At 73.0% G+C, this 14,698-nt stretch carries 12 protein-coding genes; 6 read left to right on the top strand and 6 right to left on the bottom strand.

Features of this window, described 5'->3' with window-relative positions; genetic code table 11:
- The first annotated feature begins 837 nt into the window (after positions 1–837).
- Positions 838–1,923: a histidinol-phosphate transaminase gene (gene hisC, locus WMF36_RS45545; protein ID WP_437577127.1), complete on the top strand. Its 1,086-nt coding sequence runs from the start codon at positions 838–840 to the stop codon at positions 1,921–1,923.
- 73 nt (positions 1,924–1,996) lie between these two features.
- Here hisC and WMF36_RS45540 read toward each other — a convergent pair whose 3' ends face one another.
- Together WMF36_RS45540 and WMF36_RS45535 are read right to left on the bottom strand one after the other, a co-directional pair.
- A complete protein-coding gene (locus WMF36_RS45540; protein ID WP_437577126.1) occupies positions 1,997–2,746 on the bottom strand; it encodes a hypothetical protein in 750 nt (249 codons plus the stop codon).
- 301 nt (positions 2,747–3,047) lie between these two features.
- On the bottom strand, positions 3,048–4,241 hold the full coding sequence (locus WMF36_RS45535; RefSeq protein WP_437577125.1) for a cytochrome P450: 1,194 nt from the start codon (positions 4,239–4,241) through the stop codon (positions 3,048–3,050).
- 42 nt (positions 4,242–4,283) lie between these two features.
- Between WMF36_RS45535 and WMF36_RS45530 the strand changes: the two genes are divergently transcribed.
- Positions 4,284–5,036: a helix-turn-helix domain-containing protein gene (locus tag WMF36_RS45530; protein ID WP_437577124.1), complete on the top strand. Its 753-nt coding sequence runs from the start codon at positions 4,284–4,286 to the stop codon at positions 5,034–5,036.
- A gap of 110 nt (positions 5,037–5,146) precedes the next feature.
- The gene (locus WMF36_RS45525; protein WP_437577123.1) at positions 5,147–6,319 is read left to right on the top strand and encodes an aminotransferase class V-fold PLP-dependent enzyme; all 1,173 of its coding nucleotides are present in this window, start codon (positions 5,147–5,149) and stop codon (positions 6,317–6,319) included.
- 15 nt (positions 6,320–6,334) lie between these two features.
- Here WMF36_RS45525 and WMF36_RS45520 read toward each other — a convergent pair whose 3' ends face one another.
- Entirely contained in the window at positions 6,335–7,579 is a 1,245-nt protein-coding gene (locus WMF36_RS45520) for a phosphatase domain-containing protein (RefSeq protein ID WP_437577122.1), read from the bottom strand.
- 86 nt (positions 7,580–7,665) lie between these two features.
- Complete coding sequence (locus tag WMF36_RS45515; RefSeq protein WP_437577121.1) at positions 7,666–8,694, bottom strand: hypothetical protein; 1,029 nt, start codon at positions 8,692–8,694, stop codon at positions 7,666–7,668.
- Positions 8,695–8,880: 186 nt separating this feature from the next.
- Between WMF36_RS45515 and WMF36_RS45510 the strand changes: the two genes are divergently transcribed.
- Complete coding sequence (locus WMF36_RS45510) at positions 8,881–9,576, top strand: HAD family hydrolase (protein ID WP_437577120.1); 696 nt, start codon at positions 8,881–8,883, stop codon at positions 9,574–9,576.
- Between the two features lie 185 nt (positions 9,577–9,761).
- On the opposite strand, the gene WMF36_RS45505 is transcribed toward WMF36_RS45510, so the two are convergent.
- Positions 9,762–10,481, bottom strand: coding sequence for an RNA polymerase sigma factor (locus WMF36_RS45505; protein WP_437577119.1), 720 nt, complete (start codon positions 10,479–10,481; stop codon positions 9,762–9,764).
- 150 nt (positions 10,482–10,631) lie between these two features.
- Here WMF36_RS45505 and hisZ point away from each other — a divergent pair, with 150 nt between their 5' ends.
- Together hisZ and WMF36_RS45495 are read left to right on the top strand one after the other, a co-directional pair.
- The gene (gene hisZ / locus WMF36_RS45500; protein WP_437577118.1) at positions 10,632–12,053 is read left to right on the top strand and encodes an ATP phosphoribosyltransferase regulatory subunit; all 1,422 of its coding nucleotides are present in this window, start codon (positions 10,632–10,634) and stop codon (positions 12,051–12,053) included.
- Positions 12,054–12,165: 112 nt separating this feature from the next.
- Positions 12,166–13,449 carry an adenylosuccinate synthase gene (locus WMF36_RS45495; RefSeq protein WP_437577117.1) on the top strand — a complete coding sequence of 428 codons (1,284 nt, stop codon included), beginning with the start codon at positions 12,166–12,168 and terminating at the stop codon, positions 13,447–13,449.
- 387 nt (positions 13,450–13,836) lie between these two features.
- Here WMF36_RS45495 and WMF36_RS45490 read toward each other — a convergent pair whose 3' ends face one another.
- Positions 13,837–14,379 (bottom strand): hypothetical protein, encoded by a 543-nt coding sequence (locus tag WMF36_RS45490; protein WP_437577116.1) that lies wholly within the window; start codon positions 14,377–14,379, stop codon positions 13,837–13,839.
- Positions 14,380–14,698 lie beyond the last annotated feature (319 nt).

Here is a 14,698-nt window from a genome sequence, read left to right as displayed (position 1 = left end):
GTGTGTCCCGAGGTTCCGACGAAGGGCTCCGAAATGACACGACGTGTGTCCGAACGTTTACAGGAGACCCTGCGAAATGACACTACGTGTGTCCGAACGTTTACAGGAGACCCTGCGAAATGACACTACGTGTGTCCGAACGTTTACAGGAGACCCTGCGAAATGACACTATGTGACCACCGGTGCACACGGCTCGGGGTGCGCAGCGACCCCGATGTGTTGCGGGGGCGGCTCGAGGGGGTCTGTCGCGCGAGCTGGGGGGTCTCTCGGTCTCGCGCAGAGCGTGCTGCCGGGTCGCTGAGAGGGTCGTGAAGGAGAGATTCAACGCAAAGGCGCAAAGGCGCAAAGACGCAAAAAGACGGGGATGGGATGGGCGAGGACGAGATAGCCACCTGGGGAATCCCCTCATTTTGTGCCCGTATACAGCGAGAAATTGAACAGGGAGGCGGGGAGGCGGGGAGTTTCTTTCCGAGATTTTACTCCCCGCCTCCCCGCCTCCCTGTGAATTTTCCGAAAGATTTGAGGGGATCCCTCAGGATAGCCATGGTCATCGTGGATGCGGCGGGATCATCGCTGCTAGGGCCGGCGAGCCCTCTGGCAACCCCCCCATTCTCTCTTTTTTGCGCCTTGGCGCCTTTGCGCCTTGGCGTTAAATCTCCCCTCTCTTTCTCGCGCCTTGGCGTTGAATCTCCCCTCTCTATTCTTGCGCCTTGGCGCCTTTGCGCCTTGGCGTTGAATCTCCCCTCTTTTTCTTGCGCCTCTGCGCCTTGCGCCATGGCGTTCAACATGGCGCCGCACGCTCGCATGGCGTGGCGGACGTGTGATAGGGTGCGCCCCATGTCAGCGCTTGTTCTGCCTACCGTCGAGACGCTCGTACCGTACGAAGGAGGAAAGCCGCTCGATGAGCTCGCGCGTGAGCTCGGCGTGACCGACGCCGTGAAGCTCGCCTCGAACGAGAACGCGCTCGGCCCGAGCCCGCGCGCCGTCGAGGCCGTGCGCCGGGAGCTCGCGAACATGCACCTCTACCCGGACGGGGCGGCCTACCGGCTCCGCGAGCGGCTCGCGGCGGTCCACGGCGTCACCATGGGCGAGATCCTCCAGGGCAACGGCTCCAACGAGCTGCTCGACCTCATCGTGCACGCCTTCGCGACGCCGGGGTCGCACATCGTCTTCGCCGACCCGGCCTTCATCGTCTACAAGCTCGCCGCGCTCGCCTACGGCGTCCCGTTCACGGCCGTGCCGCTGCGGGACCTGCGGCACGACCTCGAGGCCATGGCCGCGGCCGTCACGCCGCAGACACGGCTCCTGTTCGTCGCGAACCCGAACAACCCGACCGGCACGCACGTGGGCCGCAGCGCGGTCGAGCGCCTGCTCAGGGAGGTGCCGCCCGAGGTCATCATCGTCATGGACGAGGCGTACATCGAGTACGCCGACGCCGCGGATTTCCCGGACTCCATCCGCCTCCGCGGGCTCCGCGAGCGGCTCATCGTCACGCGCACCTTCTCGAAGATCTACGGCCTCGCAGGCCTCCGCGTCGGCTACGCCGTCGGCCCGGCCCAGCTCATCGACTACCTGAACCGGGTGCGCGCGCCGTTCAACGTCAGCGCGATCGCGCAGGCCGCCGCCCTCGCGGCGCTCGACGACACCGAGCACGTCGAGAAGAGCCGCGCCCTCAACCTCCGCGAGCGCGAACGGCTCACGCGCGAGCTCACCCGGCTCGGGCTGTCGGTGGCGCCGAGCCAGGCGAACTTCGTGCTCGTCGACGTCGGGCGGCCGGCGCGCGCCGTCTACGACGCCCTGCTCCGGAAGGGCGTCATCGTGCGGCCGTTCGGCAACCTGCCGACCAGCCTGCGCGTCACCATCGGCACCGAGCGCGAGAACCAGCGCTTCCTCGACAGCCTGTCGGACGTGCTGGCGAGCTGACCCCGCGCGCGCACCGCCCGGGCGCGGGATCACCCTGGCCACCGGCTCGACCGCGGTCGAGAGCCCCACGGCTCTACCAGCGCTTCGCCTCCGGCCCTGCATAGCGCGCCGCCGCGCGCACCATGCCGCCGAGGCTCAGCGGCACGAGCGCGATCAGCCCGCGCCCCTCCGCCGGGCCGGGGTGCGCCGACACGAAGCAACGGACCGACGGGTTCTCGTAGAGGTGCAGAAAGTCGCAGCCGTCGGCCGGCTCGCTCGCCCGCTGCCCGGCCTCGAAGTCGAACGGGCTGCCCTGCTCGCTCGCCCCGAGATCGAACGAGGCGGCGAGCCCGGACATGAGCGCGTCGGCGCCCGCCACCCGGCTCTCGGCCGGGCTCGTGTGCGTGATGTCGACGAACCGCGAGAACAGGGCGTAGCTCGACGGGTGCGCCAGCGAGCACAGGCAATAGACGGGTCGACCCGCGTGGGCGAGCATGTACCGGATCAGGCGCTCCAGGACGAGGCGCAGGGCGACATCGCCGCCGGGGCGCTCGCCGAGCGCGCCGGACTCGCCGCGGAAGATCGCTATCCGCACGCCGGAGGACTCTCGCTCGAGGATCTCCATCGCGAAATAGCCGACGATCTGTCCGCCCGCGCTCCGGCGGAGCACGACCGCGCCGTGCTCCGTACCGGCCTCGATGACGTGGCTGGCGAAGCTCCGCTTCCGCTGCGAGCCCTCGAAGATCCGGCGGCGGAGGCCGTAAAGGTCGTCGAGGAGGCTCTGCTTTTCATCCGGCGTCATCTCGCGCGGAACAACGACCTCGATGAAGGTCTGCTCTTTCATCGAGCTCTCCACGCCTGCCCATCCTGTCGGCCGCTCGATTGCACGGGCTCTGCATCAGCAATGGCGGTGCCAGCGGTGGGAGACGCGGCGAAGACCGCGCGATCGCGCCCTCGACGGGCCAGGCCTCGCCGGCGCCCGCGCCGCGCGGCCTGGCCCGGTCGAGCGGCGCCGCGGTCCCGACGGCGATGGAGGCACGGCCGCTCCGGCCGGATCGCGCAGCGGAGCGGTGCGGCCGGGTGGCATCAGACCGGCGGGCATCAGGAGAGCCGGACGAGCCGCGCGTCGAGCGACGCGCGCGCGCTCACGCCTCGGATGGGGCGAGGCGCGTCCCCGGCGCGAAGCGGATCGGCAGACGGGTCGGGCCGAGCACGTGGATCGCCCGGCGCGGCTCCCACGGCGCGTCGCCGGCGAGCTCGAGGTCCGTGAGCCGCGCGACGAGATCCGACAGCGCGATCCTGGCCTCGAGGCGCGAGAGCGGCGCCCCGAGGCAGAAGTGGATCCCGTGCCCGAACGCGATGTGCGGGTTGGGATCGCGCGCGAGCTCGAAGCGGCCAGGATCGCGAAAATGCTCTGGATCTCGGTTGGCCGAGCCGATCATCGCCAGCACCGGCTTGCCGGCCGGGATCACCTGGCCGTGCATCGGGACATCGCGCTTCGTCACGCGGAACATCGCCTGGACCGGCGAGCGGTAGCGCAGGACCTCCTCGATCGCGGAGGGCAGGAGATCGGGCTCGGCCCGGAGGCGGGCGAGCTCGGTCCTGTGCTCGAGGAAGCACAGGATGGCATTGCTGAGCAGGTTCGTGGTCGTCTCGTGGCCGGCCACGAGGAGCAGCTGGAAGAAGCCCAGGATCTCGTCCTCGTTCAGCCGCTCTCCGTCCACCTCGGCGTCGACGAGCCGGGTCAGGAGATCATCCTGCGGCGCCGCCCGCCGCTGCGCAAGGAGGCCCCTCAGGGTGGCCTGCATCTCGGCGGTCACCGCGGTGAACTCGGCGATCGCCCGGGCCGCCTCCTCGCTGCCCGAGACCGTGGTGCTGAGGTCCAGGATCACGTCGCTCCAGCGCTTGAACCGCGGCTGGTCCTCGATCGGCGCGCCGAGCATCTCGGCGATGACGAGCAGGGGGAGCGGGACCGTGTAGTCCTCGACAAGGTCCATCTCGCCACGCTCGATCGAGCGGTCCAGGAGCTCGCGCGACAGCTGGCGGATACGCGGCTCGAGCCCCGCCACGGCCCTCGGGGTGAAGGCCCGCTGGAGGATCGCGCGCAGCTTCGTGTGGCGCGGCGGGTCCGAGAAGATGAGCCACTCGGAGGTCCTGTTGCCCGGCGGCGACACGACGGAGCTGAACGCTTCATGATCGTGGAGCGCCCGCTTCACCCCGTCGTAGTCGAAGATCATCCACGCATCGGAAGGTGGATAGTGGAGCACCGGAGAGCCGCTCCGGAGCTGGTCGTACAGGGGGTAAGGGTTTCGGCGCATCTCGTCCGAGAACAGGTTCATCGCTCACGACCTCCTTCGCGCGCCAGGGTAGGATTCCGGGCCGTGGGCCGCTTGAACGAAACCCGGATCGGCGCCGTGATCGCGGAGGCCTTCGCGGTGCGCGCCTCGACGGCGATGGCGTCGACGCTCCACGCCGAGCACGGCGCGGCGGTCCTGATCGGGCTGGAGAGCGACGTGACGGTGATCGTGCCCGAGCCGGGCGGCGCGGTCGTGCGCGGGCGCGTGGTCGTGGTGCCCCCGGATCGGTGGCACGCCGCCTCGAGCCCCGGTCCCACGATCGGGCTCCTGGTCGATCCCGAGGAGATGCCGCGCGTGGCGAGCTACGCGCGCCTGCGCGGCGGGGCCTGCCCGCTCGAGGGCCGCCTCCTCGCGCGCGTCGAGGCGGCCGTGGCGGCCCACCGCGCGTCGCTGTCGCGCCCCGAGGTCCTCGACGGCCTCGCGCGGGAGGTCGCGGCCTGGCTCGCGCGCGAATCGCCGCCGCGCGCCCCGGACCGGCGCGTCGCCCGCGTCCTCGAGGCGCTACGCGCTCCGGGGGCGGACCGCCGGCTCGCGATCGCGCGCGCCGGGATCTCCGAGGCGCACCTGCAGGCGCTGTTCGTGCGCGACGTGGGGCTGCCGATCCGCACGTTCCAGCTCTGGCGCCGGCTCCTCGTCGCGCTGGCGGCGTTCGCGCGCCTCGACGCCACGGGCGCCGCCCACACGGCAGGGTTCGCCGATCTGGCGCACTTCTCGCGGACCTGCCGCCGCATGCTCGGCTACTCCCCGACCGAGCTGCGCAGCGGGCTGATGGAGTAACCGGCGCCCGCGCGGCGCCGGCCAGCAGCCGCTGCCGCCGCCGGCGATCGCCGCGATTGACGTGGTGCCGGCCAGCCGGCAGCGTGTCGGCCTGCCGAGGAGATGACGTGATGACGATGGATATCGCCGCGCTGCGCCGCGACACCCCGGGCTGCGCCGGCGTGCTGCACTTCAACAACGCGGGGTCGTCGCTGCCTCCGGCGGTCGTTGTCGACACGGTGGTCGAGCACCTGCGGCGCGAGGCGGCGATCGGCGGCTACGAGGCGGAGGCGGAGGCGGGCGAGCGGATCGAGGCGGTCTACGGCGCGATCGCGCGGCTCATCGGCGCGGCGCCGGACGAGATCGCGCTTGTCGAGAACGCCACGCGCGCCTGGGACATGGCGTTCTACTCCCTCCGCTTCCGCCCGGGCGATCGCATCCTGACCGCGCGGGCCGAGTACGCCTCGAACTACATCGCGTTCTTGCAGGTCGCGCAGCGCACGGGCGCGGAGATCGTCCCGATCCCGAGCGACGAGCGCGGCGCCGTCTCGCTGTCGGCGCTCGATCGCCTGCTCGACGAGCGGGTCAAGCTGATCGCGATCACCCACGTCCCCACGAACGGCGGGCTGGTCAACCCGGCGGAGGCGATCGGCCGCCGCGCCAGGGCGGCGGGCGTGCCGTTCCTGCTCGATGCATGCCAGTCGGTGGGGCAGCTGCCGATCGACGTCGAGGCGCTCGGCTGCGATCTCCTGTCGGCGACGGGGCGCAAGTACCTGCGCGGGCCGCGCGGCACCGGCTTTCTCTATGTCCGGCGCGCGCTGCTGGACCGGCTCGAGCCGCCGTTCCTCGACCTCCACGCGGCCCGCTGGACCGCGCCGGACCGCTACGAGCTGCGGCCCGACGCCCGGCGCTTCGAGAACTGGGAGAGCTACGTCGCCGGCCGGCTCGGGCTCGGCGCAGCCGCCGAGTACGCGCTCCGGCTGGGCCTGCCCGCGATCCGCGACAGGGTCTCTCTGCTGGCCGAGCGCCTGCGCGCGCGGCTGGCCGAGCTGCCCGGCGTCGCCGTGCGCGACCTCGGGGAGCAGCGCTGCGGCATCGTGACCTTCACCCGGGACGGCGAGGACGCCGCGGCCGTCAAGGCCCGGCTCGGCGCCCAGGCGATCCACGTCAGCGTGTCGACCGCCTCGGGGACGCTGCTCGACTTCGAGGCGCGCGGGATTCCCGATCTGGTGCGCGCCTCGGTCCACTATTACAACGACGAGGCCGAGATCGACCGCTTCGTCGCCGCGCTCGCCGCGGCCTGACGATGTCGAGGCGCGTTACAGGGCCCCGTCGAGGCGCAGCGACGGCGGCAGGAGCTCGTTCAGCCGCGCGGCGTCGCGCAGCAGCTCGAGGCGGCGCGGCGCGCGGCCCTCGTGCGACGGGAACGGGATCGCGGCGAACGCCGCGAGCGCGGCCTCGGCCACGCGCGCCGCGCCCTCGAGGCCGAGGAGGCCGCGCTCGATCGCCGTGGTGGCCGCGCCGATGTACGTGTCGAACAGGTGCACCCCGCTGACAGCGAGCTCCTGCCGCGCGCGCTCGGGCGTCGCGACGACGTCGTGAATGAAGATCGCGTGGACCGACTCCGGCGCGAGCTCGAGCATGCGCTGGCCGAAGTGGACGTCGCCCTGCCCGCTGTCGCCGACGAAGACGAAGCCGTACTCCGGATACAGCCGCCGGTACTCGAGGAAGTTTTCGAGCTTCTTCTCCGCGATCGTGCGGTTGCCGATGAGGCGGGTGAACGAGCCCGCGAGGACGGTCGCGGCGAGCTGGCCGCGCTCGGCGAGCGCCCTGAGCGTCGCGTCCTCGACGAGGCCGAGGCGATCGCCGGGGCGGGCCGTGACGAAGGTCAGGTCGCCAAGACGCGCGGGCTCCGGGCCCGGCCCGCGGTCGAGCTCCGCGTAGAACTGTAGGACGCCTGGATAGACGGTCTTCTTCGGATACCGCGCGTCCTTCCAGTTCGCATAGAAGGTATCGTCGATATCGGAGAGGATCTTCATATCGCGCGTCGTGACCGCGGCGGCCTCGCGCGCGAGATGCGCGAGGAGCTCCTCGCGCAGGGCGTCGTCGTCGATATCGTGATAGAAGAGCTGGTGAAGGTCGCGGTAGCCGCCCCGGCCGTCGACCGCGTTCTTGAGCCGCGTGACGTCGGCGCCGCGCGTTCCGAGCCAGAGGCGGCGCAGCGCCTGCTCGTCGCGGCGGCCCGTGCGGCCGCGCTGCAGCGCCGAGGCGAGCGCCGCGCGCGCCGGGATGCCGAGGTCGCCGAGGCGCTCCGCGGTCAGCAGATCGAGCAGCGCCGTGCGGTTGTCGGGGCCGATGAGGCGATCGTCGACGTCGCCGAGCAACGCGCGCAGATCCAGCAGGAGGAGCAGCTGGTCGAGCTCGACGGCGGTCGCGCCGGCGAGGATCTCCAGGATCCGCCGCTCGTCCTCCCGGTCGGTGTGGGCAGCCATGCGCTGCCGGATCTCGTCGAGCTTCGACAGCACCGACGGGATCGGCACGTCGGGGGTGGCGTCGATCGTCATGGCGCCCCCGCAGCATAACGGATCTGCCGGCGCCCCGTCTGGCGGTCCTCCGCGCGGTGGGCGGCGAGGTCGGCGCGGCCGGCGGCTCAGCCGGCGTTCGACACCCCGCCGCCGAGCACCTCCACCAGGGCCGCGAGGACGCCGTCCAGCCGCGGCGCCGCGCCGCGGAGCGCGCGCAGGAGGCTCACCAGATCGGGCGCGAGCAAGCGCGTTGGAGAGCTGTAGTCACCGTCGGACAGGTAGATCTCCGCGGTTCCCACGCGAACCGCGAGATACATGGCCACGGTCCACTCGACCTTCACGCCGCGGTCGGACTCCGTGCACAGGATGTGCCCTGGCAACCGGGCGAGCGTGAGGAGCTGCATCTCTCCCATCGGGCTCGACGAGCTCGATTTGCGGATGACGATCACCGCGTCGAGCGGCGACACGAGGACGATCGCCGCCGGCGGGAACACAGCGGGCCACGGCACGCGGGAAGGCGCAGAGGCCCGGTCGACCAGGGCGAGGCCGTCGAGGGAGGCATAGAGCGCCTCGATCTGCGGGTGAAGCGCCCCGTGCAGCGCCTCGACCTCGGCCACCTCGCGCCGGCGATCCGCAGAGGGGGTCTTCACCGCGACGGACCAGCCGGCGCGCGGCGCGGAGGAGGCGGCGCTCCCCCGCGCCAGGGCGCTGCGGAGCGTGTCGCCGAGCCCGTCGTCCGCGGACGGCGCGGCGCGGCGCGGGTCGAGGCAAGCGTCGATGAGCTGCGCGAGCGCCTCGTCGACGGCCGGGTCGGCGCGGAGGGGGCCGCGGTCGAGGAACGGCGCGTAGCGGAGCGCGGCGGCGATGCGGGCGACCTCCTGGCGGCCGCGCGCGCCGTAGCGCCGCTCGAAGTGCGCGCGCCAGGCCTGGGCCGCCTCCGAGAGCGCCGGGAGCGCCGCGCGCACGAGCGCGTCGACGTGCTCGCCGGAGAGGACCATGCCGAACAGCATGCCGCCGCCGCGCTCGACCGCGATGAGGCCCGTCAGCACCGAGGTGAAGCTCGCCTGCGCTTCGGTGAACGAGAGCGCGTCGTCCGGCTTATGACGCGCGAGGGCCTGGTCAAACCACGCGAGCATGCGTGCCGCACCGTCCATGGTGCCCGGCATCCTACGCCCTGACGTGGGAGCCGGCCCAGGCCTGGCCGCGCGATCGCCTCGCGGGCTCAGCCGTCGGCGGCAGCGACGCCCGAATCGTCCCGCCACATTTCATTCCTACAACCTGCGACGTCGGTGCTCGCCACACCTTCCGTCAGCGAGGGCGCCGGCGTAGGCTCTGGGACGATGGTTGCTCCCACGGCGGTCGTGTTCGATCTCGACGGCACGCTGATCGACAGCCGCGGCGACATCGTGGCGGCTGTGAACCATGCGCTGGAGGCGACCGGGCGGTCCCCGCTGCCGGCGCAGGTGATCGTCCGGTACGTGGGCGACGGCGCCCGCGCGCTGTGCGCGCGCGCCGCCAAGCTCCCCGAGTCGTCCGAGGACGTGGAGGAGCTCCTCCGGCACTTTCTCACGTACTACGAGCAGCACCCGCTCGACTTCACCCGCTGGATGCCGGGCGCGCAGGACATCATCGAGAGGCTCGCGGACGTGGGCGATCTGTCGATCTGCGTCTGCACGAACAAGCCGCGCTCGACCACCGACGCGGTGCTCGCCGCGCTCGGGGTCGGCGCGCGCTTCCACGCCGTGGTCGCCGGCGGCGACGTCGCCGACAAGAAGCCGTCGCCCGCGCCGCTGCTCTACCTCGCACAGCTCCTCGGCATCCAGCCGCGCAGGTTGGTGATGGTCGGCGACGGCCCCCAGGACATCGAGTGCGCGCGCCGCGCAGGCGCGCGGTCGATCGCCGTCCTCGGCGGCTTCGCCTCGGAGCAGGAGATCCTCAACGCCGGTCCGGACGTGCTCCTCCGCACCCTGGACGAGCTCTGGGACGTCCTCCGCCGCTGGCGCCAGGCGACCGCGAGGCTCTCCGCCGTCCGCTAGCGTCGCGCGCGCGGGCGGCGCGCGGTCAGCCCCCACACACCCGGGCGCACGGTCCGCCTTCGCACGCGCTCAGGCCTCGCAGCGGTCAGGCCTCGAAGCGGTCAACCTTCGCACAGTCAGCCTTCGCACAGTCAGCTTCGCACAGTCAGCCTTCGCACACGGCCGGCCCGCGCCCGCGCCCGCCCTCAGGCCGCGACGCCCTCGGCGATCTCCCGGCCGAACGCGGTCGCGTTGAGGATCGCGCGCAGCCGCACGCGCGCCCGGTGGAGCCGCGAGCGCACCGCGCTCTCGCTCACCGCGAGCTTCTGCGCGATCTCCTGCAGGCCGAGATCCTCGTGGTAGTGCGCGAGCACCACGTCGCGGTAGTCCTCCGGCAGCTCGCACAGCGCCTCGCGGACGCACGCCTCCCGCTCCGCCGCCGACGCGGCGTCGTCCTCGCCGATCGTGCTGCGCATCGTCGGGAGCAGGCCGAGCTCCTCGAAGTCGAGCCCCTCGACGATGCGCGCGCGCTGCCGCCGCTGCGACCGCATCAGCATGAGCGCCTCGTTGGCCGTCACCCGGAACAGCCACGTCGTGAAGCTCGAGTCGCCGCGGAAGGAGCGGATCGTCCGCACCACCTGCAGCAGCGTCGACTGCACGAGGTCGAGCCGGTCCTCGTCGGACACGGGGTAGCGCGCGAGCTGCCGCTCCACGTGCGGGCGGATGAGCCGCGTGAGCTCGTCGAGCGACTCCCGGTCTCCCTCCTTCGCCCGGCAGATCGCCTCGGCCAGCGGGCCCGCGCTCGCGGCCCGGGACGCCGGGCGCGGCCCGACCGCGCCGGACGGGGTGAGACCGCACGGCGCCAGAGGAGTCTCGGGCCTCGTGCTGGCGCTCGGAACATCGGTCGGAACGGCGGTCAGAGCCATGAGCCATCTCTCCGTCGAGGGCGCCGCGTGCGCTTCCGGCCCACGGGCCCGGTGGTGCGCTCCGATCAGCAAACGGCTTGCCACGGCAAGCTCAACGGACGTGCGCGCCGCGTGCGCACCGCGTGCTCAGCCGGTATAAGCGGGGCCACGATGTCCAGCGACGCTCCGCGATGGGAAGCCCCCGAGGGGGAAGGCCGCCACGCTCCGACGCCCGAAGTGGACCGGCCAGCGCCGTCCGTCTCCGCGCCGCCGCGCGCGCTCGCGCACCCGCTGCCCGCCGGCATGCGCGATCTGCTCCCGGAGGAGGCGCAGCGCCGCCGCGCGCTCGCCAGGCGCGTGCTCGATCACTTCGTCCTGCACGGCTACGAGCCGGTCTCGCTGCCGGCGTTCGAGTTCGCCGAGGTGCTCGAGCGCGGGCTCGGCACCCTCGAGGCCGCGGACATGCTGCGCTTCATCGAGCCCGAGTCGGGCGAGGTCGCCGCGCTCCGCCCGGACATGACGCCGCAGATCGCCCGGCTCGTGGCCACGCGGCTCGCCGACGCGCCCCGCCCGATCCGCCTCTGTTACGAGGGCACCGTCCTGCGGCGACGCCAGGGCCGGGCGCGGCGCCACCGGCAGATCCCGCAGGCCGGCGTCGAGCTGTACGGGGTGGGCACGCTCGGCGGCGACCTGGAGATCCTCCGCCTGGCCGCCTCCGCGGTGCGGGAGGCCGGCCTCGATCACTTCGTTGTGGACCTCGGGCACGCGATGATCGCGCGCGCGCTGCTCGACGCGGTCCCGGTGGGGCTCGCCGCCGAGCTCTCGGAGGTGCTCGAGCTGAAGGACGCGTCGCGCCTCGCCGCCGTGCTCGCCAGCCAGCGGGCGACCGACGTTCCGCGCCGCATCGTCGCGGCGATCGCCGCGCTCCCGGACCTCGCGGGCGGCGGCGAGGCCGACCCGGACGGCGCCGTGGTCTTCCACCGGGCCGCGGGCCTGCTCGCCGGCACGCCCGCCGAGGCGCCGCTCGCCGAGCTGCGCGCGCTCTGGGACGCGGCGAGGAAGAGCCCCGAGCTCGGCCCGTCGCTCCGGGTCGACCTCGGCGAGCTCCGCGGCCTCGCCTACTACACGGGCGCAATTTTCCACGTGCTCGCCGACGGCCCCGGGGAGCCGATCGCGGCGGGCGGTCGCTACGACATGCTGCTCTCCCGGTTCGGCCTGCCGATGCCGGCGGTCGGCTTCGCCTTGAACCTCGACGCGGTGGCCTGGGCGCGCGACGTCGCGGGCGCGGCGGACGAGCCGGCGCTGCGGGTGCTCCTTTCGGTGCCGCCGGAGCGCGCCGAGCCGCTCGCGGCGGCGCTGCGGGGGCTCTCCGTCCCGGTCGTGGCGCACGCTGCGGACCAGGATCCGGAGGGGTATGCGCTGTCCTGGCGGTTCTCCCACCTCGTGCGCGAGCGGGACGGGGCGCTCGTTGTCGAGGCGGCGCCCGGCGGCGGGGCGTCCGAGGCGGGCGTGGTCCCGGCGGGCCTCGACGACGCCGCGGCGGCCCGGGCGATCGTGCTGAAGACGGGGGCGCCGCGTCGGGGCGGCAAGTAGACGCTCGCTCGGCAAGCGAGCCTGGGGTAAAGGCGGACGTGGACCCGGACGGAGCCGCTCGGAGGTACGAGCGGGCCGAGGCCGGGCCAGGTGATCCGGGAGGAGCTTCGGAATGACCGCGATCGTGATCGTCGGCGCGCAGTGGGGCGACGAGGGCAAGGGCAAAGTCGTCGACCTTTACACGGAGAGCGCCGACCTCGTGGTGCGCTACGCCGGCGGGCCCAACGCCGGACACACGCTGGTGGTGGGCGGGGAGAAGCTGATCGTTCGGCTCATCCCGAGCGGCATCCTGCGCGCGAACGCCCGGTGCGTGATGGCGCAGGGCATGGTGGTCGACCCGGGAGTGCTGGTCGCCGAGATCGACGCGGTCGAGGCGCGGGGCTGCTCGACGCAGGGGCGGCTGTTCGTCTCGGATCGCGCGCACCTGATCCTGCCGTACCACCCGCTTGTCGACTCGCTCCGCGAGGCGGCCGCGGAGGACGGGACGCGGCTCGGGACGACGAAGCGCGGCATCGGCCCGTGCTACGAGGACAAGGCGTCCCGGCGCGGGGCGCGGCTCGGCGACCTGCGCGACATGAAGCGCCTCGCGCAGCTCGTCTCGCGCTCGATCGAGGCGTGGACGCCGACCTTGCGCGCGCTCGGCGGCGAGCCGCCGTCGCTCGACGCGATCCTCGAGGAGCTCACGCCGCTGGCGAAGCGCATCACGCCGCTGCTCGCCGACACGTCGCAGCTCATCGACGGGGCGCTCCGCCGCGGCGAGCGGGTGCTGCTGGAGGGGGCGCAGGGGACGCTGCTCGACATCGATCACGGCACGTTCCCGTTCGTCACGTCGTCGTCGGCGATCGCCGGGGGCGCGTGCGTGGGCGCCGGGGTTGGCCCGACGCGCATCCGCCGGGTGCTCGGCCTGGCGAAGGCGTACTGCACGCGCGTGGGCGAGGGCCCGTTCCCGACGGAGCTCGGCGGCGCGCTGGGCGAGCGGCTGCGGTCGGTCGGCGGGGAGTACGGCTCGGTGACCGGCCGCCCGCGGCGGACCGGCTGGCTCGACCTGCCGGCGCTGCGCTACGCGGCGCGCGTGAACGGCCTGGACGGGATCGCGCTCACGAAGCTGGATGTGCTGACGGGCATGCCGGAGCTCAAGGTGTGCGTCGCTTACGACACGCCGTCGGGGCGGACGCGGGAGTTCCCGATCGACGACATCGCGACGGCGAAGCCGGTGCTCGAGCCGGTGACCGAGTGGAGCGAGTCGATCGACGGCGCGCGGTCGATGACCGAGCTGCCGGCGGCGGCGCGGCAGTACGTGGAGCTGGTCGAGAGGGAGACGGGGGTGCCGGTCGACGTGGTGTCGGTCGGCGCGGACCGCGAGGCGACCATCGTGCGGCGCAACGCGTTCGCCTGAGGGGAGCGGGCGGGTGAGGGCGCCGTCGCCGGGGAGGGCGCCCCGCCGCTGGGGAGGGAGCACCCGCCCGACGACTGTTTACGGCTTTGGCAGACGTCCCCGGTGAACGGTCTGACGTCTCGTAGTCGTCCACGGAACCCGTACACGCAAGCTCCCACCAGAGATCGCGATCGGGCGTCGGAACATTAGACAACACCGTCGGGGGCTCATGGACGACGAGCGGTCGCACCACGTTTGCTATCCCGGGAACGGGCCACAGAGGCGTGGCCGATTCGATCCCGGACGATGGCGCAATGCGTTCACGTAGCAGAGCGCTACGGCATCTCGGTCCGGGACAGGCGCGGCGGATCGCGGGCTAAGGCGAACGGGCGCGCCGGCTCACCGACGTTATCCGCCGCCCGGCGTGCGGCTACCGCCCTGGGTGCCGCTACCGGGTGTGCGGGTGCCGCCGTCCTGGGTGCCGCTGCCCGGTGTACGGGAGCCGCCGCCCTGGGTGCCCGAGCCGCCCGGCGTGCCGGTTCCGCCGCTCGGTGGCGTGAAAGAGCCGCCGCCCTGGGTGCCCGAGCCGCCCGGCGTGCCTCCGGCTCCGCCCGGCGTGCCTCCGGTCGTCCCGCCCGGCGTGGCGCCGGTTCCGCCCGGCGTGCCTCCGGTCGTCCCGCCCGGCGTGCCGGTTCCGCTGCCCCACTCCTGCGTGCCGCCCTGGGTGCCTGACCCGCCCCGGGCGCCTCCCTCCGGCGCTCCCATCTCTCCTCCAGGCGTCGTCCCCGTGCCGGGAGCTTCGCTCTCGGGTGCTCCCGTTCCTTCGGTGCCGCCGGGCGTCTCTCCGCCCGTCTGCCCGGCCCCAGGCGAGGTCGATTGTCCGCCGCCTTGGCTGCCTCCGCAGGCCATGAGCGGCAGCGCGGCCATGACTACCAGAAACATGCTTCGCATGATGTGTCCCCCAGGTCGTCTGCGTTTGCGGCCCGTGCCGAGCCGCCGTCGATGCGGACGCGTCCATGCGCGCGAGGGCCCACCAAGGGCCCGGCCGCGTAGCGTCCCACGCTCGACATGCTGGAGCCGGATCCAGCCGTCGGGATCGAGACACGGCCGGAACGGCGCATCGGGCCACGCCCGATCGAGCACCGCCGCGGGCTCGAGACGCAGACTGGCCTCCTGACGCCGCCCGGCGCGAGCGGGCGCGCTCGACGGCAGGCGCGCGCCCGCGCACCGAACGGAGCGGGCGAGTCGATCCCCGCGCGGCGCAAACCAC

Source organism: Sorangium sp. So ce887 (assembly GCF_051521455.1).
In the GTDB taxonomy this organism is placed as follows: Bacteria; Myxococcota_A; Polyangia; order Polyangiales; family Polyangiaceae; genus Sorangium.
The sequence above is the reverse complement of the archived record's forward strand: the minus strand, read 5'-3'. Positions and strand labels throughout refer to the sequence as shown.

What these genes read in the sequence shown, in the direction of transcription:
- WMF36_RS45510 (WP_437577120.1), top strand. Translation starts at nt 8,881, where the DNA reads ATGGTTGCTCCCACGGCGGTCGTGTTCGATCTCGACGGCACGCTGATC.
- WMF36_RS45515 (WP_437577121.1), bottom strand. Translation starts at nt 8,694, where the DNA reads ATGGACGGTGCGGCACGCATGCTCGCGTGGTTTGACCAGGCCCTCGCG.
- WMF36_RS45495 (WP_437577117.1), top strand. Translation starts at nt 12,166, where the DNA reads ATGACCGCGATCGTGATCGTCGGCGCGCAGTGGGGCGACGAGGGCAAG.
- WMF36_RS45540 (WP_437577126.1), bottom strand. Translation starts at nt 2,746, where the DNA reads ATGAAAGAGCAGACCTTCATCGAGGTCGTTGTTCCGCGCGAGATGACG.
- WMF36_RS45505 (WP_437577119.1), bottom strand. Translation starts at nt 10,481, where the DNA reads ATGGCTCTGACCGCCGTTCCGACCGATGTTCCGAGCGCCAGCACGAGG.
- WMF36_RS45490 (WP_437577116.1), bottom strand. Translation starts at nt 14,379, where the DNA reads ATGCGAAGCATGTTTCTGGTAGTCATGGCCGCGCTGCCGCTCATGGCC.
- hisC (WP_437577127.1), top strand. Translation starts at nt 838, where the DNA reads ATGTCAGCGCTTGTTCTGCCTACCGTCGAGACGCTCGTACCGTACGAA.
- WMF36_RS45525 (WP_437577123.1), top strand. Translation starts at nt 5,147, where the DNA reads ATGACGATGGATATCGCCGCGCTGCGCCGCGACACCCCGGGCTGCGCC.
- WMF36_RS45520 (WP_437577122.1), bottom strand. Translation starts at nt 7,579, where the DNA reads ATGACGATCGACGCCACCCCCGACGTGCCGATCCCGTCGGTGCTGTCG.
- WMF36_RS45535 (WP_437577125.1), bottom strand. Translation starts at nt 4,241, where the DNA reads ATGAACCTGTTCTCGGACGAGATGCGCCGAAACCCTTACCCCCTGTAC.
- hisZ (WP_437577118.1), top strand. Translation starts at nt 10,632, where the DNA reads ATGTCCAGCGACGCTCCGCGATGGGAAGCCCCCGAGGGGGAAGGCCGC.